This window comes from Streptomyces piniterrae (assembly GCF_005048155.1).
Taxonomy (GTDB): domain Bacteria; phylum Actinomycetota; class Actinomycetes; order Streptomycetales; family Streptomycetaceae; genus Streptomyces; species Streptomyces piniterrae.
The window spans coordinates 640920-659553 of the sequence record NZ_SUMB01000002.1 but is presented as its reverse complement, the minus strand read 5'-3'; the positions used below and the strand labels follow the sequence as shown (position 1 = coordinate 659553).

The 18634-nt window shown below is 68.3% G+C and carries 18 protein-coding genes; 12 read left to right on the top strand and 6 right to left on the bottom strand.

What is annotated here, in order from left to right; translation table 11 throughout:
- The first annotated feature begins 5 nt into the window (after nucleotides 1-5).
- Entirely contained in the window at nucleotides 6-2765 is a 2760-nt protein-coding gene (locus FCH28_RS07250) for a fumarate reductase/succinate dehydrogenase flavoprotein subunit (RefSeq protein WP_187363773.1), read from the top strand.
- 115 nt (nucleotides 2766-2880) lie between these two features.
- On the top strand, nucleotides 2881-3297 hold the full coding sequence (locus tag FCH28_RS07245; RefSeq protein WP_136738846.1) for a VOC family protein: 417 nt from the start codon (nucleotides 2881-2883) through the stop codon (nucleotides 3295-3297).
- A 124-nt stretch (nucleotides 3298-3421) separates the two neighbouring features.
- Here FCH28_RS07245 and FCH28_RS07240 read toward each other — a convergent pair whose 3' ends face one another.
- Entirely contained in the window at nucleotides 3422-3658 is a 237-nt protein-coding gene (locus FCH28_RS07240) for a hypothetical protein (protein WP_136738845.1), read from the bottom strand.
- Nucleotides 3659-4557: 899 nt separating this feature from the next.
- Between FCH28_RS07240 and FCH28_RS07235 the strand changes: the two genes are divergently transcribed.
- Complete coding sequence (locus FCH28_RS07235) at nucleotides 4558-6447, top strand: sulfatase-like hydrolase/transferase (protein ID WP_246102497.1); 1890 nt, start codon at nucleotides 4558-4560, stop codon at nucleotides 6445-6447.
- Between the two features lie 504 nt (nucleotides 6448-6951).
- Here the strand turns inward: FCH28_RS07235 and FCH28_RS39045 are convergent.
- Nucleotides 6952-7314, bottom strand: coding sequence for a hypothetical protein (locus FCH28_RS39045; RefSeq protein ID WP_246102495.1), 363 nt, complete (start codon nucleotides 7312-7314; stop codon nucleotides 6952-6954).
- Between the two features lie 613 nt (nucleotides 7315-7927).
- Here FCH28_RS39045 and FCH28_RS07225 point away from each other — a divergent pair.
- Nucleotides 7928-8602, top strand: coding sequence for an SUKH-4 family immunity protein (locus FCH28_RS07225; protein ID WP_169314077.1), 675 nt, complete (start codon nucleotides 7928-7930; stop codon nucleotides 8600-8602).
- Between the two features lie 167 nt (nucleotides 8603-8769).
- On the opposite strand, the gene FCH28_RS07220 is transcribed toward FCH28_RS07225, so the two are convergent.
- Nucleotides 8770-9627, bottom strand: coding sequence for an SDR family oxidoreductase (locus FCH28_RS07220; RefSeq protein ID WP_136738842.1), 858 nt, complete (start codon nucleotides 9625-9627; stop codon nucleotides 8770-8772).
- Between the two features lie 99 nt (nucleotides 9628-9726).
- Here FCH28_RS07220 and FCH28_RS07215 point away from each other — a divergent pair, with 99 nt between their 5' ends.
- The 6 genes from FCH28_RS07215 to FCH28_RS07190 all read left to right on the top strand — a co-directional run bounded on the left by FCH28_RS07215 (nucleotide 9727) and on the right by FCH28_RS07190 (nucleotide 15273).
- Entirely contained in the window at nucleotides 9727-10188 is a 462-nt protein-coding gene (locus FCH28_RS07215; RefSeq protein WP_136738841.1) for a MarR family winged helix-turn-helix transcriptional regulator, read from the top strand.
- A 21-nt stretch (nucleotides 10189-10209) separates the two neighbouring features.
- Nucleotides 10210-10935 (top strand): hypothetical protein, encoded by a 726-nt coding sequence (locus tag FCH28_RS07210; protein WP_222852393.1) that lies wholly within the window; start codon nucleotides 10210-10212, stop codon nucleotides 10933-10935.
- Nucleotides 10936-11579: 644 nt separating this feature from the next.
- The gene (locus FCH28_RS07205) at nucleotides 11580-12782 is read left to right on the top strand and encodes an argininosuccinate synthase-related protein (protein WP_281289683.1); all 1203 of its coding nucleotides are present in this window, start codon (nucleotides 11580-11582) and stop codon (nucleotides 12780-12782) included.
- Nucleotides 12783-12804: 22 nt separating this feature from the next.
- Nucleotides 12805-13533 carry a 2OG-Fe dioxygenase family protein gene (locus FCH28_RS07200; RefSeq protein ID WP_136738838.1) on the top strand — a complete coding sequence of 243 codons (729 nt, stop codon included), beginning with the start codon at nucleotides 12805-12807 and terminating at the stop codon, nucleotides 13531-13533.
- Nucleotides 13534-13604: 71 nt separating this feature from the next.
- The gene (locus FCH28_RS07195) at nucleotides 13605-14582 is read left to right on the top strand and encodes a DMT family transporter (protein ID WP_136738837.1); all 978 of its coding nucleotides are present in this window, start codon (nucleotides 13605-13607) and stop codon (nucleotides 14580-14582) included.
- 250 nt (nucleotides 14583-14832) lie between these two features.
- A complete protein-coding gene (locus FCH28_RS07190) occupies nucleotides 14833-15273 on the top strand; it encodes a GNAT family N-acetyltransferase (RefSeq protein ID WP_136738836.1) in 441 nt (146 codons plus the stop codon).
- A 100-nt stretch (nucleotides 15274-15373) separates the two neighbouring features.
- Here the strand turns inward: FCH28_RS07190 and FCH28_RS07185 are convergent, their stop codons facing one another.
- Nucleotides 15374-15589 (bottom strand): hypothetical protein, encoded by a 216-nt coding sequence (locus FCH28_RS07185; protein WP_136738835.1) that lies wholly within the window; start codon nucleotides 15587-15589, stop codon nucleotides 15374-15376.
- 167 nt (nucleotides 15590-15756) lie between these two features.
- Entirely contained in the window at nucleotides 15757-16284 is a 528-nt protein-coding gene (locus FCH28_RS07180; protein ID WP_246102493.1) for a CHAP domain-containing protein, read from the bottom strand.
- Nucleotides 16285-16687: 403 nt separating this feature from the next.
- Between FCH28_RS07180 and FCH28_RS07175 the strand changes: the two genes are divergently transcribed.
- Nucleotides 16688-16885: a hypothetical protein gene (locus FCH28_RS07175; protein ID WP_136738833.1), complete on the top strand. Its 198-nt coding sequence runs from the start codon at nucleotides 16688-16690 to the stop codon at nucleotides 16883-16885.
- A 288-nt stretch (nucleotides 16886-17173) separates the two neighbouring features.
- Here the strand turns inward: FCH28_RS07175 and FCH28_RS07170 are convergent, their stop codons facing one another.
- Nucleotides 17174-17908 carry a TetR/AcrR family transcriptional regulator gene (locus FCH28_RS07170; protein ID WP_246102491.1) on the bottom strand — a complete coding sequence of 245 codons (735 nt, stop codon included), beginning with the start codon at nucleotides 17906-17908 and terminating at the stop codon, nucleotides 17174-17176.
- Nucleotides 17909-18025: 117 nt separating this feature from the next.
- On the opposite strand from FCH28_RS07170, the gene FCH28_RS07165 reads away from it, so the two are divergent.
- Nucleotides 18026-18622 (top strand): NADPH-dependent FMN reductase, encoded by a 597-nt coding sequence (locus FCH28_RS07165; protein ID WP_136738831.1) that lies wholly within the window; start codon nucleotides 18026-18028, stop codon nucleotides 18620-18622.
- Nucleotides 18623-18634 lie beyond the last annotated feature (12 nt).

The window sequence follows — 18634 nt, the reverse complement described above, 5'->3', positions numbered from 1 at the left end:
CCCCGGTGACCACCCCCGTGAACACGCCCCTGGAGATCCCCGCGCTCACCGACGCCGAGGAGATCAGCTGCGACGTCCTCGTCATCGGCGGCGGCACCGCAGGCACCATGGCCGCGCTGACCGCCGCCGAGCACGGCGCGAACGTCCTCCTCCTGGAGAAGGCCCACGTTCGCCACTCCGGCGCACTCGCGATGGGCATGGACGGCGTCAACAACGCGGTCATCCCCGGCCGCGCCGAGCCCGACGACTATGTCGCCGAGATCACCCGTGCCAACGACGGCATCGTCGACCAGTCCACCGTCCGCCAGACCGCGACCCGCGGTCATGACATGGTGCGGCGACTTGAGTCGTACGGCGTGAAGTTCGAGAAGGACGAGTACGGCGAGTACGCGGTCCGCCAGGTCCACCGCTCCGGCTCGTATGTGCTGCCCATGCCGGAGGGCAAGGACGTCAAGAAGGTGCTCTACCGGCAGCTGCGGCGGCGGGAGATGCGGGAGCGGATCAGGATCGAGAACCGGGTGATGCCGGTCCGGGTACTCACCTCCGGAGGGCGGGCGGTGGGTGCGGCCGGCTTCCACACCCGCACCGGCCGCTTCGTCACCGTGCGGGCCGGGGCGGTGATTCTGGCGACCGGGCCCTGCGGCCGGCTCGGCCTGCCCGCCAGCGGCTATCTCTACGGCACCTACGAGAACCCCACCAACGCCGGTGACGGCTATGCGATGGCCTACCACGCGGGCGCGGAACTGACCGGCATCGAGTGTTTCCAGATCAACCCGCTCATCAAGGACTACAACGGCCCGGCCTGCGCCTATGTCGCCAACCCCTTCGGCGGCTACCAGGTCAACCGGCTCGGTGAGCGGTTCGTCGACTCCGACTACTGGTCGGGCCAGATGATGGCCGAGTTCGCGGCCGAAACCGCCTCCGAACGCGGCCCGGTCTACCTGAAGGTCAGCCACCTGCCCGAGGAGACCGTCTCCGCGCTGGAGTCGATCCTGCACACCACCGAACGCCCCACCCGCGGCACCTTCCATACGGGCCGCGGGCACGACTACCGCACCCACGACGTGGAGATGCACATCTCCGAAATCGGCCTGTGCGGCGGCCACTCGGCATCGGGCGTGAGAGTCGACGACCAGGCGCGTACGACCGTGCCGGGGCTGTACGCGGCGGGCGATCTGGCCTGCGTACCGCACAACTACATGATCGGCGCCTTCGTCTTCGGCGACCTGGCGGGCGCGGACGCCGCCACCCTTGAGCGCTACACGGGCGAACTCCCGCAGGACCAGCTGGCCGAGGCCCACGAACTCATCTACCGTCCCCTCCGCAATCCCGACGGGCCGCCCCAGCCGCAGGTCGAGTACAAGCTGCGGCGCTTCGTCAACGACTACGTCGCCCCGCCCAAGAGCGGCGCCCGGCTGTCCCTCGCCGTCGAGGCCTTCACACGGATGGAGCGGGAGATCGCGGGCATGGGGGCCCATACCCCGCACGAGCTGATGCGCTGCGCCGAGGTGACCTTCATCCGCGACTGCGCGGAGATGGCCGCCCGCGCCTCCCTCGCCCGTACGGAGTCCCGCTGGGGGCTGTACCACGAGCGCACCGACCACCCGGACCGGGACGACGCCCGCTGGCTGCACCACCTCGATCTGCGCAAGTCGCCTTCCGGGGCAATGGAGTTCACACAGCGACCGGTGGCGCCCTATCTGGTGCCGGTCGAGGGGTTCGACCCGCGCGGCGGCCCGTCGCAGCTGATCGGCGAGGTGGCACCCGAGCAGGTGGCCACGGCGGGCGGCACGGAACCGGCTCCGGCGGCAGCCTCCGGGGCGTCCGAAACGACCGAAGCGACCGAAGCGACCGGGAACGCGGACCCCTCGGCTGCGACACCGTCGGCGGGTGCCGACGCCTCACCCCGCCTCCTCCAAGTCCTCGCTCTCGCCGAGGAACAACCCCGTCTCGACACGCTGCACCCCTACCTCGCCGATCCCGACCCCTCGGTCCGCCGCGCCGCCATCGCCGCGCTGACCGAGAGCGCACCACCGGGCGCCGGTCCCGCACTGGCCGGGCTCCTCGCCGACGACGACAGCTCCGTACGGGCCTCCGCCGCCGCGTCACTGCGGGAGTTGGTGGAGGTGCTGCCCGCCGGCGAGGCCCTGCGCACCCCGCTGCTGTCCGGCCTCACCCTGCCGGACCCGTTGTCCCGCGCGGTCGCCCTGGAGGTGCTGCGGGTGCTGCGCCTGGGCGGGGCCGAGAGCTACGGCCCGGCGCTGGACGACCCCGACACGGCGGTGCGGCTGCAGGCGGTGCGGGCGCTCACCTCGATCGGGGCCGCCGACGCCCTGGAGCACGCCATCGGCGACCCGGCACGCGAGGTACGGGTGGCGGTCGCCGAGGCCCTCGGCTCGGTGGGCGCTGCTTCGGCACTCGCGCCACTGCTCGCCGACTCGGACCCGCTGGTACGGGCCGCCGCCCTGGCCGCCCTCGCCCCGGCCGGCTGCCCGCGCCCGTACGACGACGTTGCCGTCGACGGCCTCGGCGACCCGCTCTGGCAAGTCCGCAAAGCCGCCGCCACCGCCCTTTCGGCGGCCGCGCCGGAACGCGCCGTACCCGCCCTGCGGCGCGCCCTGTCCGATCCCCACGCCGACGTCCGCAGGGCGGCCGTACTCTCCCTCCTCCCCCACGCGCACACGGATCCCTCCGTCGCCGAGGCGCTCGCCGCGGTCACCGACGACTCGGACGCGGACGTACGCGCCTACGCGCGGCGCGCCTGACGGGCGCGGTGGTCCGCGGTGCACGGCGTCCGACTGCCGGGGAGTCGCCCCGGTCACCGGCAGCGCATCGCCTAATGTGCCAGAAAACGGCATCTCACCATGAAGGGGAACTTTCATGCCTTCTCGGCTCAACCCGTACATCAGCTTCGACGGCAGTGCACGGCAGGCGATGGAGTTCTACAAGGGGATCTTCGGCGGCACCCTGAGCGTGCACACCTACGGTGACTTCGGCGGGAAGGAGGCCGGAGACGCCGCCGACAAGATCATGCACAGCATGCTCGAAACCGACAGCGGATTCACCCTCATGGGCGCCGACGTCCCGCCAGGGATGGAGCACAAGCCCGGGAACAACATCTCCGTCAGCCTGAGCGGGGACGACGCCGACGAACTGCGCGGCTACTGGAACAAGCTCTCCGGCGACGGCACGGTCTCGGTCCCGCTGGACAAGCAGATGTGGGGCGACGTCTTCGGCATGTGTACGGACCGCTTCGGCATCACCTGGCTGGTCAACATCAGCGAACAGCAGACCTGAACGAGCAGCGGCGTGTGAGGGAGGAATGCCGGCTGGGGTGCGTCCCCACCCCAGCCCCGGTGGGCACCGCCCGTCCCGCCGACGGGCAACCGACAAGTGCCTAAGTACCTAAGTGCCTAAGTGCCTAAGAAGCGTCGTGGAGAACTTCGATATCCATCGTCATGGTGGTGATTGTCTGGCTGCCGGACCGCGCGGTGCAGAGAATGGCCTCCCCGGTGAGGTCACCAGGGGCGTGGGTGACAGTGACGGTCAGGGCCTGGCCGGCCCAAGGGATCTGCTGCGCTTCGATGTGGCAGGCGGCCAGGTACCAGCGGGCGGCGGGATGGTGGCGGGTGACGAGCCGCCCGGTGAGGGTGGTCATCGCGGTGGCCGTGAGGGCGACGGGCAGACCCGGGTAGCCGTCGAAGTGCCCTGGGCAACGACACCTGCACGACGGCGGTGCCGTCGGGGGCGCCCAGGCGGGTGTGGGCGGAGGCGCGGCGCGGGTTGGTGAACGTGGCTCGCGCGTGGTTGTGAAGAACGGTCGGTGGGGTGGAGGTCGCGGTGGTCGCGGGAGCGATCCAGGTACCGCGTGCGGTACGGGCGAGATAGTAATGCCGTCCCGGGGTTTCCTTGAGGGTGGCGGCGGCGCACAGGCCCAGGATGGCCAGGTGCCGACCGGACTCGGCGCCCCCGATGACGGCCGCTTGGCTGCCGGGGCCGACTTCAACGGGGACGACCGCGGTGACCTCGCCCGGGGCGGACTGCCGTACTTCAGTGAGCGCGAAGTAGGGGGGCGTCACACAGATGCGGTCGGTGACATCCAGCAGAGTGGACACTGCCGGAGTGCTGTCGATGTTGCTCATGCCGCTCTCCCTTCCCTCCTGAGGAGCCCGACCATGCACGGGCCGGCATGTGGCAACGGGTGACCTGAACCTGGTTTCGTTGACGAACTGCCAGTCCTGGCGGCGCTGTTGGCCGGCTGCCGAGATCCCCCGCCCTGGCCGTCCTGTGCACCTCAATGTCGTCTCGGACCTCTGAGAAAATCCGCCTCCAGATATCCCGCTTGGACCTGCGCAATGCGGCCCCTTCAGGATGAATGGACGTGATGGCAACCCCCACTCGACACCGGACAGTGACGACGGTCGGACCGCCGCCCCGTCTCAGGACCGGTGATTGAACCAAATCCGCCGCCCAGCCGTACAGATAGGAGCGGCGGCCCGGTCTCGCGGGTCTGGTCTGCCGTGCCACCACCGCGCCCCGCACGGAAGGACCCTCGCGTTGTCACTCTCCACGCGCTCTCATCAGCAGCCGAATGCGGACGCAGCGGCTACGGCTGACGAGGCGGCCACAGCCGAAGGGCCGATATCGGACGCGGGCCTGCTGCCGGACGGCCCTCCGGAGCGCACCCCGGACGCCACCTCCGCGGGTAACGACGCCACCGACGGCCGCAGGCCCACCTGGCGCGACCGTCACCCGGCCACCGCGCGGGCCCTCGCACACGCCACCACAGCCCTCTCCATCGCCCTGGTCCTCCTCGCCCTCCTCCTGCCGAACCAACTCATCCTCCTGACGCCCAGTCAGTTCGTGCGGATCCCGGTGGAGGGCATCTTCGGTGCCGCTCTGCTGCTCGCCCTTCCACCGAAGGCGAGGCGGGTGGCGTCCGTATTCGCCGGGGCCGGCCTCGGCCTGCTGACCGTGCTGAACCTCCTCGACATCGGCTTCAACGAGACTCTCGGCCGAGGGTTCAACCCGGTATTCGACTGGGTTCTGCTCGACGATGGCGAATCGTTTCTCCAGGACTCGATCGGCCGGACGAAGGCGATCGGTGTCGCGATCGGAGCCCTGGCCCTCGTTCTCGCCCTGCTCGTCCTCATGACGCTGGCGGCCGTCCGGCTCACCAATCTCATGGCCCGGCACAGCGCCACCGCGACCCGTACCACCCTGGGGCTCGGGACCGTCTGGGTCGTCTGCACGGCGCTCGGCGTGCAGGTGGCCGGTGTGCCGATAGCCGCAGAGAGCGCGGCCGGGCTCGTACAGAACCGTGCGCAGCAGGTGCGGGCGAGCCTGGAGGACGAGCAGGCGTTCGCGAAAGAGGCCGCCGCCGACGCGTTCCGCGACACCCCGGGCGACCAGTTGCTGACCGGGCTGCGCGGCAAGGACGTCATCTTCACGTTCATAGAGAGTTACGGACGCAGCGCCATCGAGGACCCGTTGATGGCACCGGGAGTCGACGCAGCCCTCGCGGACGGAACCAAACAGCTGCGCGCGGCCGGGTACTCCGCACGGAGCGGCTGGCTCACCTCGGCGACCTACGGGGGTGGCAGCTGGCTGGGCCACTCCACGTTCATGTCGGGCCTGTGGATCGACAACCAACAGCGCTACCGCACCCTCACCGCCGGCGACCACCTGACCCTCACCAGCGCCTTCAAACGCACCGGCGCCTGGCGAACCGTCGGCATCATGCCGGGTCTCACCAAGGGCTGGCCGGAGGCTTCCTTCTACGGCCTCGACCACGTCTACGGCTCCCGGGACCTCGGCTACAAGGGCCCGAAATTCAGCTGGTCGACGATGCCCGATCAGTACGCCCTGTCGGCCTTCGAGCGCCTGGAACACGGCAGGACCCGGGGCAAGCAGCGGGCTACGCAACAGGCCGAGCAGCGGGCCGAGCAACAATCGAAGCCGCTGATGTCGTTCGTCATCCTCACCTCCAGCCACAACCCCTGGGCGCCCCTCCCCAAGACGATCGGCTGGGACGAGATCGGTGACGGCTCCGTCTACAACGACATCAAGGAGGCGGGCAAGAACCCCGTGGACGTCTGGAAGCGCACCGACCAAGTGCGCACCGAGTACGGCAAGTCCATCCAGTACTCGCTGCACAGCCTCATCTCGTACTTGCAGAAGTACGGCACCAAGAACACCGTCCTCGTCTTCCTCGGCGACCACCAGCCCGTCGCAAAGGTCTCCGGCGACCACGCGAGCCGTGACGTCCCGGTCACGCTCGTCGCCCATGACCCGGCGGTGCTCAAGCGCATTTCCGACTGGCAGTGGACGCCCGGCCTGAAGCCCGGCCCGAAGGCGCCGGTCTGGCGCATGGACACCTTCCGCGACCGCTTCCTCACCGCTTACGGCCCGCGCTCCGGTTCCACTCCGTCCCGGCCCGCCCGATAGCCGGAAGGCCGCGGGAATTCCCACCCGGTTCGCAGCCCCTCACGGCGCGGATCCCTCATCGCCCTGCCCCAGGGGTGGCGGCCGGCGCGGACTGCTGGCGGCACCTGATCCGCACCCGACCCGAACCCGATCCGGACGTCATCCCGTTTCCTGACCCACGGCCCCCGTCGCCCCTCCCCCGATGCCGGCCAGCTGTGGCGGATCTCCCGACGTGCCTTCCAGGGCCCCGACAGAGTCGTCAGTGCTCCGGCAAAGTCATAGCGCAGGACGTCTTTTCGTGGGCGGGCATGGATTCCCCAATCCTGCGAGTTGTCGAAACTCATGTGATCGAGGGGTCACCCATGCCCGCCCGTCTCCTGTCGCCGCATCTCGCCCTGCTCCTTCGAGGAACAGCGATGGACCGCCGTCCGCCCCGGAATGCCGGCGGTCAACCAGCATTCCAAGCGCCCTGCTTGGCATGTGTTTCAGGCCGGCCTGCCGCCCACCGGGACCAAGGGCTTTTCGTCAGTGGGCGAAGGGTGGTGCGAAGCAGCCGGTTTCCAGGTAGGGACCGTTCACCTGCACCTGGTAGTTGGTCTTCTGGACGAATGCGGTGACGCAGGCGTCTTTGTGTACGCGGAGGCCGATCCGGGCGCCTTCGTGGGTGACGTAGTGGTCCCCCTCGAAGCGGCGTTCCATACCCCGCACTTCCAGTTGCCCGCCGCGCTGCTCACCTTTGGGGCCGGTCCGCTGTTCCTTGTACCCGAGCCCGAGCATCGCCGAGCGGACGCTCTTGGGATCCCACTTCCCCTGTTTCCAAAGGCGTTTGAGTGCGGGTTCGATGCGGTTGGCTTCCCGTCGGGCGTCTTTCTCGCTGGCCGGAGACATTTCGCGGGGTTGGCGGCCGGCGCTGTTCTCGTTGTAGTGCGGAGCTCCGTCGTGGGCTCCGGGTTCGACATACGGGGAGGCCCCGGGTTCGGAGGGACTGGGGTTGCCACTGGGGTCGGAACCGGGCGTGGCACTGGTTGATGCGCTTGGCGCGTCGGCAGCAACACGCTGCTGACCGCACGCAGTCAGAGGTATTGCAGCGCTCAGGAGAAGGGCAGCGGCAATGTGTCTTCGTCTTTGATGCGTCGTTATGGGCATGCGAATCACTCTGCCATGAGAGTGACCTCGGGACGGCGAGCTTCCATCACCATGGACAGATGATTCCGTCACACCCGGACATGGGGCGGCCGGGGGCTTTAGCCTTCCCCGTGCCTCGTGTTGGCGACTTCGCGCCCCGCGTGGCCTGACCCTGCCTCCGGGGTACCGCTCTACGGGCGACGGCCGGCGCATGTGCGACGGCCGTCGACACCGTGGACCGGGCCCGACGCCACCCTCTTCTCCCGCACCGTGCAGCAGCGCTGCCCCCGCCCGACGGCTCGGCCGACAGCCGGATTGTCAGTGCCTCACGGTTGAATGGACCTATTGCCGTCCTCATCGGGGAGTGTCACCGAGTATGTCTGACCTGCTGGCCGCCGCCCAAAGCCCCACCGTCGAGTGGCTGGAGTCCTGTTTCGGGCCGAGGACGTTGTGGCGTCCCGACCAGGCCGATCTGCCTGCCCGGTTGGAGGACAAGGAAACCCGCGAGTTCCTGACCGAGACGGGGATCCCCGCGGTGCGCCTCTCCGCCATCGACTACGACTCAGCCGATCTGCCCGAGCGGGGCATGTGGGAAGAGGACCCGGACGAGCTGTTCGGCGAACGCTACCCGGACGACCACTCCCCTCCAACCCGCTACTCCTACTGCATAGGCAAGGTCAGCCAACTGCACCTGATGGTGGACGGCGACACCGGTGCGGTCGAGATCTACAACCCCGACGGCTGGGACCACGCGGCGGGCTACGGCGGGTACGCGGCCCCGTCGCTGCGGAAGTTCATCGGGGCGCTCGGGCTGTTCACCCTCTACGAGCATCGATTCGACGTCGCTGACGCGTCGTCCGCAGCGGCTGCCCTGACCGCGCTGGACGAGTTCACCACCCTGCTGGAGCAGCTGGGTCAGGACCCGGACGAATCAGCCCTCTGGGAAGGCCTGTTGGAAGAAATACGAGAGGAGTGCGAGGACTGGGAGGACTCGGACGACAACGGGGACCAGGAAGACCAGGCCGTTTCTGTCGAACTATCCGATCACTGAATCCGGGAATACACACCCGGCCAGTCCCCGTCGTGGACTACACCGCCGCGCAACCGAGAGGGGCAACCTGCTCCTCTTGAGCCGCGCGAAAGCGCCTCAGCCGGAGGGCGGGCGCGGCCCACTCAGCGGCATCTGCGGGGTGCCGCCCCCTCGCCGGGTGGGTGCGGTCAGGCGACCCAGCCGTTGGTCATGCCGAGTACCGCGGAGCCGTCCAGGTCGGTGAGCTTGGTTCCCACGAAGCCTCGGGCCCAGTCGGAGGTCTGGAGACGGAAGGCGGGCTCGTCCGCGGTCAGCGCCTCGAGCACCGACTCGGCGGCGCCCTCGGCGGTCTGCGCGCCGTCGCCGAACTGGGCGATCGTGCGGTTCAGGTAGGCGCTCAGCTGGGGCGCGTACGCCCCGGCACCGGCGACGGCCGCTTCCAGGTCGACGCCGACGTTGGCGACGAACTCGGTGGCCACGGCGCCGGGCTCGATCACGGAGACGGACACGCCGTGCGCCGCGGCCACGGGGGCCAGGCTCTCCATGTATCCCTCGACGGCGAACTTGGCCGCGCAGTACGCCTCGTTGAAGGGCTGTCCGATGACGCCGCCGACACTGGTGACGGTGATCAGACGGCCGCCGGAGGCGCGCAGGTGAGGCATGGCGGCCTTCGAGACGTTGAGCACGCCGAAGAAGTTGACCTCCATGACCTTGCGGACCTCGGCCACGGACTCGTTCTCCAGGGTGCCGAGGTGTCCGGCGCCCGCGTTGTTGACGACGGCGTCCAGGCGTCCGTAGTCGGCGAGCACACCATCGATCGCGGAAGTGATCGAGGCCTCGTCGGTGACGTCGAGCCGACGGATGTCGAGATCCACGCCCGCCTCGCCGGCGGCCTTGCGCAGGGCGTCGGAGCGGCTGGGGTCACGCAGCGTGGCGACCGTCGTCCAGCCGGCGCGTGCGGCGGAAACGGCGGCGGCGAGGCCGATGCCGGAGGAGGTGCCGGTGATGAGGACGACCTTGGGGGGCTGGGACGTCTGGGAAGTCATGGGAGACCCTTCGTGGCGCGGGGGTGTCAGCACATTTGAGTGCGTGTACACACACCATAACCATTACGTGCGTGTACACGCAACCGCTAAACTGGGGGCATGCCGAAGAAGAAGCTCACACAGGCGGAGATGCCGGTGGCCGACCACGCCTTCTACGGGCTGGTCTGGGCCGGGACCGTCCTCACGGACCGCGTGGACCGCGCACTGAGCAAGGCGCACGACCTCCCGGTCTCCTGGTTCGAGGTCCTGCTCTGGCTGGCGTCCAGCCCCGACCCCGTTCCGGCCTCGGTCCTGGGCAACAGCACCATGCTCAGCCGCAGCCAGGTCTCGCGCGTCGTCGACGCCCTCCAGAGCCGCGGGCTGGTCACCCGCACCCCCTCGGCCCGCGACGCCCGCTCCGTCGAGGTCTCACTCACCCCCGAGGGCCACCGACTCTTCGAGGCGGCCGACGCCACCCGCCGCGAGTGCCTCGCCCCCGTCTTCACGGATCTCCTCGACCAGGACGATCTTCAGGCGCTCAGCACGGTGTGGCAAAAGCTCAAGGAAAACAAGGGCGCCTAGCCGAGCGGCATGATGACCGACGTGACCAACGCTGCCGACCTACACCCCGACCGGATACCGGGCTACCACGACGGCCCCTTCGCCCGGCGTCTCGAACTTCTTGACCAGAGGCTGTTCTGGCACGGCCACCTCTACTCCTGCGCTCAGGGCGACGCGGGCAGGTTGCTGCGGGGCGCGGATTACGGGTGGGCCGACCACAGGAACTTCCAGCGACGGTTGTGGGAGCGAGGCGACTGGCCGGCCTTCACGATCCCGCTCGCCGCAGGTCACCGTCTCCACGTCGTCCACCGCACCGTCGCGGGCGACGCGGGCGTCGACTACCTCCTGCACCACCCGAACTGGGACCGGGCCGATCCGATCGCCCGGGACGACGGGCACTTCATGGGCCCCGGCCTGTCCTGGACAGAACTGGTCGCCGCTGCCGACCATGCCCTACCCGGCGGGACCACTGCCGACCCCCATGCCAATCTTCTGCTCCTCCTGCCCGCGCTCGGCGACAACGCGGTCCCCGAGCAAGCCGTCTCCCGTCTGGCGGCCGCACTGAGCGCCCGCCTGGGGGTGAAGGCCCCGCAGCCCCTCGCCGCCGCCCTCCTGGAAAGCCAGGGGCCGGCAGGCCCTGCGCAGTGGGCCACCGTCCAGGGCGGCGTCCGCATCAACAACGGCAGGTACTCCTTCCGGAACCCGGTCAACGAGTTCGCCCTTGCAGACGACCGACTGGCGCGTGTGTCCGCCGCGCTGTCCCCATGACCGGCAGGGAGCACCGGCCGGCCCTGAAATGATCACGCTGTGACTGGTGTGATCACGGCGTTGGAGCCTTCAACCTTCGCCGCGCGAGCTACGCCTCGACGACCCTGCGGCCGAGGCGCAGAGGCTCCGTACCACCGAACCTCAAATACCAGTTGCGGGACAGCCGTTGGTCGTCCAACCGCTTCCCGAGACTCCCACCAGCTTCCCGCCGATCGCCCTCCGCGCGGGCTTGCCGGCCTTGAGCCCGTCTCTCGGTGCGGTCCGCTGCGCTTCCACGCAGCACGGTGTGCGATATCGGGCACATCCGAACAACTCGGCTGCGGGCGGCCATTCAGCATCGATAGGTTCATCTCAGGCTTGAGGTAGGAGACTTGTCCGAATGTTGGGCAGGATCCGCCACTCATTCACCATCTGCACAGGTGGGCCATAACTCGACAACTTTGCTTTCGTTCCGGCGAGTTGGCGCTGCCATCGGTGTGCGATTACACCTTGGCGAAGCATGGTGTGACATAGGGCACCTTGCGTGATGATCATGCACCGATACGGTGAACCCTGCCGAGTTGATCTTCGGCATCAGCGGGCTACAACGACGTGGTTCCACGATTTTGAGAGACGTCCGCGATTTCTGACACTAGAGGTGTCGTGTGTCTACACCCCCCACCATTCGTTCATTTCGCGAAATGGAACGAAAGCTCAGGCGCGATGCGCCGGTCGTCACCCTGTTCAGTGGCGGCCTCGACAGTGCTTATCTCCTCCTGTGGCTGAGGGATAACGGTTTTACCGATATCCACGCCGTCAGCATCGACCTGGCAGAATCCGAGACCAGCGATCAGAAGGCCGAGCTCGCAGAAGCACTGGGAGCGAAGCTCCACATTCTCGACTGCCAAGAGGAGTTCGCCCGGGACTTCGTTGCCCCCGCGATCTCCGCGCAGGCGGTCTACCTGGACCTCCACCCCGTCAGCTCCACTCTGAGCCGCCCGCTGATCGCGCAGCGGGCCACAGAGCTGGCCGAGAGGCTGGGTGCCCAGGCCGTGATCCACACCGCGAACCGGTCCCAGAACACGCTTCGTCGACTCAACGGCGCGTTGCGGCTTCTGAACTATTCGGGGCTGTACGGAAGTCCGTACGACCTCGAACCGGTCGACCGCGACGACAAACAAGCGGCCCTCGCAGCAGCCGGTGTCGACCTCCTCAAGGACCGCTCAGTGAGCGGTGATTCCAATCTTTGGTGCCGCGAATTCGAATCCGGAATCCTCGACGATCCAGAAAATCACCGCGTCCCGGGCGACTTGTTCCGGTGGAGCAGCGTACGGGCCGGCGTGGCCCCGAGTGAAATTTCCATCGGCATCGAGTCCGGTATCCCGGTCGCGGTGGACGGGCGACCGATGACGTTGGTCGAGCTGATCGCTGAACTCAACCAGCGTGTGGGGGCTTACGGCATCGGACGCTATTCCGGCCTGGAACACCTGGACAACGGAGAAAAGGTTCTCGAACTCAGGGAAATGCCGGCAGCCTGGATTCTCCTGCGAACCTATCGGCATATCGAGGCCGCGTGCCTGGACGCCGAGCTCCTGCGCGAGAAACAGCATCTGGAGCAGGTATGGGTGCGTGAGGCACTGGAGGGGCGCTGGTTCGGGGATCTGCGCCTTGCCCTGCAGACCTTCATGGACAACTGCGCGCTGCGCACCACAGGGAACGTGACCTGGGAACTGCACACAGGGGGCGCTGACACGCGCTCCATCGTGGCCCCACGCTCCCTGTACCTCCGGGACCGCGAGCGGTGGGAGGAGCAGTCCATCGCTGCGGAGTCCTCGGCACACGCTCTGTTCGCCCCCGCCACGGTCTGACTCGACACTCCAAGGAACCACCATGAACGACACAGCGACACTCACCGCCGAGGCCCGAGCCACCGTCGAGGCACTGGCCACCACGGGGGCGTGCGTACTGCCCTCCGCCGAGCTTTCCCGCATCCTCGACGCCACTCCCGAGGACTGGACCCGCTTCGGCCGCAACTGGGATGACCTGCTGCGCGACCAGTACATGGCCGATGGCGGAACCTACCGCTACCGGCGCTACGGCCAGTACGACCTGGACCCGCAACAGGGATCCCTGACGCTGCTCCCGCACGAGCCCTATCGTCAGGAGAGCCGCGTCAACCCCCTCAACGGCGGCGTCGACCGAGTCTTCGAACCGCTCACGGACCAGTTCACCAACGACCCTCTGCTGGCGAACATCCTGGTCAACCTCGGCAGGATCTTCCGCGCGGTGGACGGAACGGACAGGTGGAACATCAAGCTCCACCCCTACCGGATCGTCGCTGGACGCGAGATGGGGCAGCCGGCCCCGGAGGGCCGCCATCAGGACGGGGTCACCTTCATCACCACACTGCTCATCCATCGGGTGAACGTGGCAGGTGGGGAGAGCTCCGCATTCACCGTGGAGGGCGACGAACTCGTCCGCGGCACTCTGAGCAGCCCCGGGGACCTGTACCTCGGCGATGACCGCACGACATTCCACGACGTAACGCCGATCCACCCGGTGAACGCCCAGGAGCCCGCGCACCGCGACGTCCTGGTGATCGCCTACACGGCTCGCTGATCATCCAGGTGGCGGGCCGCGCGGCATCACTCCCCGCACGGCCCGCCACCGCAGTCATCGTTGGGAACCCCATGACACCTGCCCCCTCATCACGCCGCAGCTGGCTGACCGACGCACCCGTGCTGGCGGTCGCCATCGCCTGGGGCTCCAGCTATCTGGCCACAAAGAGCATCACGACCCCGTCGACCGTCATGGCCACGCTGCTGTTGCGTTTCCTCCTGGCCGTTGCCGTACTCGGGCTTCTTCGCCTCCGCGCCATCCGACGGCTGACGGTGGCCGAGGTGCGCGGTGGAGTCATCATCGGCCTGATCCTCACCGGCGTCTTCCTCCTGGAGACCTACGGTGTCGTGCACACCTCGGCGACGAACGCCGGCCTCATCATCAGTCTGACGATGGTCTTCACCCCCTTGGCCGAAGCGGCGCTGTGCCGCACGCGGCCCCCCGGATCATTCCTCATGGCTGCCGCCGGCTCAGTTCTGGGAGTGCTCCTCCTCACCCAGGGCGGCGGGTTCACCGCGCCCTCGGTCGGCGACCTGCTCATGCTCCTCGCAGCCCTCGCCCGGACCGCCAATGTGCTCACCACACACCGGCTCGCCTCGATCAAGAGCGCTGACGACGGTGCTCTCACCTTCGTCCAGCTGGCCACCGCAGTCATCTGCTTCGCCGCACTTTCCACATGTGTAGGAACCCCGCCCCTGCGTGTGGCCTCCGCTCTGGAGGCGGGCCAGTGGCTGGATCTCCTCTATCTGGGACTGCTCTGCACGCTGTTCGCATTCTTCGTCCAACTGTGGGCCGTGCGCCGCACCAACCCGTCCCGTGTCAGCCTGCTGCTGGGCACGGAACCGCTGTGGGCGGCCGTGATCGGTGTCGCCCTGGGCGGGGACCAGTTGGGCGCGGCGGGCTATGCCGGTGCGGCACTGATTCTCATCGGAACGGCGTGGGGGAGACGGGCCGCCGAGGCATCCGATGGGCAACCGCAGGCGGATACCACAGCGCCACCCGAACAAGAGGGGAGTTCCACCGCGGCCGCGCCCGCACCGAGCAGGTAGCCCCGCACAGCTCGGCGGCCGACGGCCGGCATCGGTCATCGCCACGACGGGTCTCCCCCACCGCGCAGGCACGACGCATGCTGGCCGCGCTGACGGGGCGGGCGAAGACAGTAGAGCCATCGAACATCGGCAACCTGCCGGCCGCTGAGGGTGTCCCAGTCACCTGCCTGCGAGCGCCTCCAGCGGCACCGGCGCCCGCCGGCGCGGCAACAGAGTTGACGTTCGAGGTGAACTCGGGTCTCCTGCTGCGATGTCTGACCTTCGTATCCAGCAGCCGGACGGCGAGGCCACCCTCAAGGACTGGCAGCACGTCCACAACGTGATCATCCCTACCCACTTCCTTTCGCTGGATGAGGTACGGGAACGCGCACAGCGCCACCACCTGGAGGTCGCGTATCGCGGTGACGACCTCATCGGGTGCAGCACGGTCCGCCCGCCCACGGACGACACGCTGACGGTCACAGTGATCGCCCGGGTGCTCGCCGCTCACCGTGGACAGGGATTCGGCGAGGAACTCTATGCGCGCGGGCTCAGCCGGGCGCGGGAGCTCGGCGCCGAAGTGATCGAGACCGTCGTCCTGTCCTCCAACGAAGACGGTCTGCGGTTCGCACGCAAGCATGGGTTCGTCGAGACCGACCGATACCTGCTGCCTGGCGACAGCATCCCCTGGATCGACCTGCGCCTTGCGTGATCCTGACTCTCCGGGAGCTCTAGCTCGTTGTTCCGGGCGTGGCGACAGTCGAGCAACCCGTGCCGGGCGGGCTGCTGTGGGAACTGTTCCTGGACGGAGATCACATCGGGATCCGGAAGCTCAGGGCATCCGCATGCAAGTCCTCGCGGATGGCGTTGCGCAAGGAGCGGAGACTGTCGTCGTAGCTCGACAGGTCAGCCTCGTAGCCCGGCGAATGCACGTCTTGACCTTGAGCAATGCGGTCGCGCAACGCGCGCAAGGCCTGGAACGCGGCGTCAGCGGCCTGAACGACCGGCTCTGACGCTGTGAGCACCATGTGCTCACGGGCTTGAACCAGTCCGGCATCTCGGCAGGCGGCTCGTGCCGCCAGATCGCGCGAGACCTCCGCTGGGCGATCGCCCGGCGGCCACCCCCAAGCCGAAACGGCTCGCCGGACGAGCCAGCGAACTGGCCGAACCGGCGAACCGTCACGGAAGGTTGAGGCTAGTTGGTCGGAGAGACGTAGCCGCTGATCGGCATGCCCCAGTATGAGCTGTCACCCACCGCGCCGTTGTATGGGCCATCGTGGTGGGCGGAGGAGGTCGCAGGATCGTTGGTGACCTCGTTGCCGCCGATGCTCTCGATGGTCCCGTCGGGATTGACCGCCGTGACGATGGCGACGTGATCGGCGTAGCCGTTGCCGTCGTAGTTGAGGACGACCGCGTCACCGACGTGGGGGTCCGGATGCAGTCCTGCACCGTACTGTCCGAAGCTGCCGGCCGCCGGGGTCAATCCGGAGACGTTGTAGCCCGCCTGCGCCCAGACCCATGCCGCGAAGTCGGCGCACCAGTTTTCCGGCGAGCCATCTGCGCCCGTGCAGCTGGAGTTGTACCCCTGTTCGCCCGCGCTGTTGGTGTCGCAGGCATGATGGTCGAGATTCGCGTTCGCGATCGCGACTATGTCGTCGGGGGTGGCCGACGCGGGGCCTGCGGCCAGCATGAGGGACGGTATCGCCAGCGCTGCTGCCACCATGCCCCTGACGATCGTGCTACGCGCCTTTCCGGATGTCATGTTCTTCCTCTCTGTAAGTGCGTGGGGTTGGACGTACTCGCGGTGGGTTGGCGCCAGTGACCGGGCGTCAGTCAGACCTGGTCCAGAGCCTGTTGCGTCAGCCGGCCAGCCCGTTCGGCCGGCCCGGCCGCTCAGGCAGCGCCCGCGCCCGTGCCCTACTGCTTGAGCGCCGCGAACACGTCGGTAAGGACGCTAGAAGGGCGCCATGAAACCGCCCTCAAAGGGGGATGAAACCGCTGCTCCTGCCGGATACACCGACGTGACGGGAGGCGCGGGGCGCCCAAACGCAGGCTGCTTCGTTTGGATCACCGACGGGCCAGAAGGAAGATGTCTGCAAGGTGAAGTCCGTTACGGAGGAGCAGACATGGACGGCCCCGAGGGACTGATGTCCCCCAACCGGTACGAACAGGTTCTCGCTCAGGTTGTGGCGGAACTCCGAAGTTGTTCGGCCGTCACCGTTCACCGGGACGCGATCGCCGTCGAGAGCGCTGCCGAGGGGCTGAACGGCCTCTCACCAGCGCAGCGTGCCGAGCATTCCCCACTGCTAGCGCGCGATCTCTGAACCGGCCCCGCCCCTCGCCTGGGATGACGACTCGGCCGGGGAACGGCAATTCCTCGGCCAGTTGCGGCGGATCGACAGTCATCCGCACTCCGGTACGGGTGTCCTTGCCGCAGTCGTTCCATCACACCGCAGTCGACATGAAGGCCATGGTCGGCTTGTTTCCCCGCCTCTTCCCGCACCATGACTACACCTCCCTGCGTGAGCGCCCGAAGGACCGACTGTGAGCGGTGTGAGGCCCGTCCGCGCGTTCCCGCAGGCGGACGTTCCCCGTGAGCCGAACGAATCGGCCTAGCCGTCGATCCTGACCGCGATGCCGTCCAGCACGTAGTCGAGCCCCGTCTCGAACTGCCAAGCCGCGTCGTCCTTGCGCCCGGCCCCGAGGGCGTAGCGCCGGTAGGTCGGGTAGCGGCCGGTCTCCATCAGATAGGTCATCTGGGGTGCGAGCGCGCGGCGTGTTTCGTCGCCGCTGGCCCAGCCGTTGTCCTCCATGTACTGGCGCAGCGCCACCTCGGACTGCGCAGCGCCGTGCACATAGGCGTTGACCGCGCGGAAGGCGGCCATCATCGTGTCGGTGTCCATGCCGTGGCCGTCGAGCGCGGCAAGCTGGCGTTCGGCTGCCGCCATCCGGTTCGGCGTCAGCACGAAGTGCGGTGTGGGCAGCTGGGCCAGCCAGGGATGCCGCAGCATCATGGCGCGGTTGGCCAGTGCGTAGGCGCGCAGGCTGTCGCGCCAGCCGGTCACCTCGTCGGGGACGGCGACTTCGGCCGTGACCTGGTCGACCATCAGCGCCCACAGGTCGTCCTTGCCGGAGACATGGCGGTACGCGGCCATGGGTGCGACGCCCAGTTCGGTGGCGAGGCGGCGCATGGTGACGGCGGCGAAGCCCTCGGCGTCGGCGACCCGCACGGCCACGGCGGCGATCTTCTGCGGCGTCAGTGAGGCGCGGGGCGCGGCGGCGGGGCGCTCCAGGCGCTCCCACAGCACGGGCGAATCCGCATCCTTGCTCTTCTTCTGGGCTGCCACGCGTGGGTTCCTCTCCGGCCGGCCGATCGTGTACAGCGTATCGCCAGTAGACGTCGTACACAGCGACGTGTACGTTGTACGCATCCCAATACGTCGTACACATCAGGGGGATTTCCCATGAGCGAGCAGCCGCAGCAGCTCCGCGTAGCGGTCGTCGTCGGCAGCACCCGGGAGGGCCGCTTCGCACCCGTCGTCACACGGTGGATCAAGAGCCACGTCGACCAGCGCGACGACATGAGCGTCGACGTCGTCGACCTGGCGGAGACCCCGCTGCCCACCGTCTTCCCGGCCTTCGGTCAGCCGCCCGCGCCCGGCACCGAAGAGGCCCTCGCCGAGGTCTCACCGCGCCTGGCGGCCGCCGACGCGTTCGTGTTCGTCACTCCGGAGTACAACCACAGCTTCCCGGCATCCCTGAAGAACGCCATCGACTGGCACAACGAGCAGTGGCACGCCAAGCCCATCGGCTTCGTCTCCTACGGCGGCATCTCGGGCGGCCTGCGCGCGGTCGAGCAACTCCGGCTCGTCATGGCCGAGTTGCATGCGACCACCATCCGCAACACGGTCAGCCTGCACAACGCCTGGGGCCTGTTCGACGAGGAGTACGCGATGAAGGACGCGCAGAGCGACGCCGCGGCCAAGACGATGCTCGACCAGCTCGCCTGGTGGGGCCAGGCACTGCGGGACGCCAGGAACGCCCGTCCGTACGCCGCCTGATGCGGCGTCACA

Excerpts from the sequence above, each read along its gene's own strand:
- FCH28_RS39045 (WP_246102495.1), bottom strand. The coding sequence starts at position 7,314 with ATGTCTCCGGCCAGCGAGAAAGACGCCCGACGGGAAGCCAACCGCATC.
- FCH28_RS07245 (WP_136738846.1), top strand. The coding sequence starts at position 2,881 with ATGCCTTCTCGGCTCAACCCGTACATCAGCTTCGACGGCAGTGCACGG.
- FCH28_RS07200 (WP_136738838.1), top strand. The coding sequence starts at position 12,805 with ATGAACGACACAGCGACACTCACCGCCGAGGCCCGAGCCACCGTCGAG.
- FCH28_RS07180 (WP_246102493.1), bottom strand. The coding sequence starts at position 16,284 with ATGGTGGCAGCAGCGCTGGCGATACCGTCCCTCATGCTGGCCGCAGGC.
- FCH28_RS07175 (WP_136738833.1), top strand. The coding sequence starts at position 16,688 with ATGGACGGCCCCGAGGGACTGATGTCCCCCAACCGGTACGAACAGGTT.
- FCH28_RS07165 (WP_136738831.1), top strand. The coding sequence starts at position 18,026 with ATGAGCGAGCAGCCGCAGCAGCTCCGCGTAGCGGTCGTCGTCGGCAGC.
- FCH28_RS07240 (WP_136738845.1), bottom strand. The coding sequence starts at position 3,658 with ATGACCACCCTCACCGGGCGGCTCGTCACCCGCCACCATCCCGCCGCC.
- FCH28_RS07190 (WP_136738836.1), top strand. The coding sequence starts at position 14,833 with ATGTCTGACCTTCGTATCCAGCAGCCGGACGGCGAGGCCACCCTCAAG.
- FCH28_RS07185 (WP_136738835.1), bottom strand. The coding sequence starts at position 15,589 with ATGGTGCTCACAGCGTCAGAGCCGGTCGTTCAGGCCGCTGACGCCGCG.
- FCH28_RS07225 (WP_169314077.1), top strand. The coding sequence starts at position 7,928 with ATGTCTGACCTGCTGGCCGCCGCCCAAAGCCCCACCGTCGAGTGGCTG.
- FCH28_RS07220 (WP_136738842.1), bottom strand. The coding sequence starts at position 9,627 with ATGACTTCCCAGACGTCCCAGCCCCCCAAGGTCGTCCTCATCACCGGC.
- FCH28_RS07195 (WP_136738837.1), top strand. The coding sequence starts at position 13,605 with ATGACACCTGCCCCCTCATCACGCCGCAGCTGGCTGACCGACGCACCC.
- FCH28_RS07215 (WP_136738841.1), top strand. The coding sequence starts at position 9,727 with ATGCCGAAGAAGAAGCTCACACAGGCGGAGATGCCGGTGGCCGACCAC.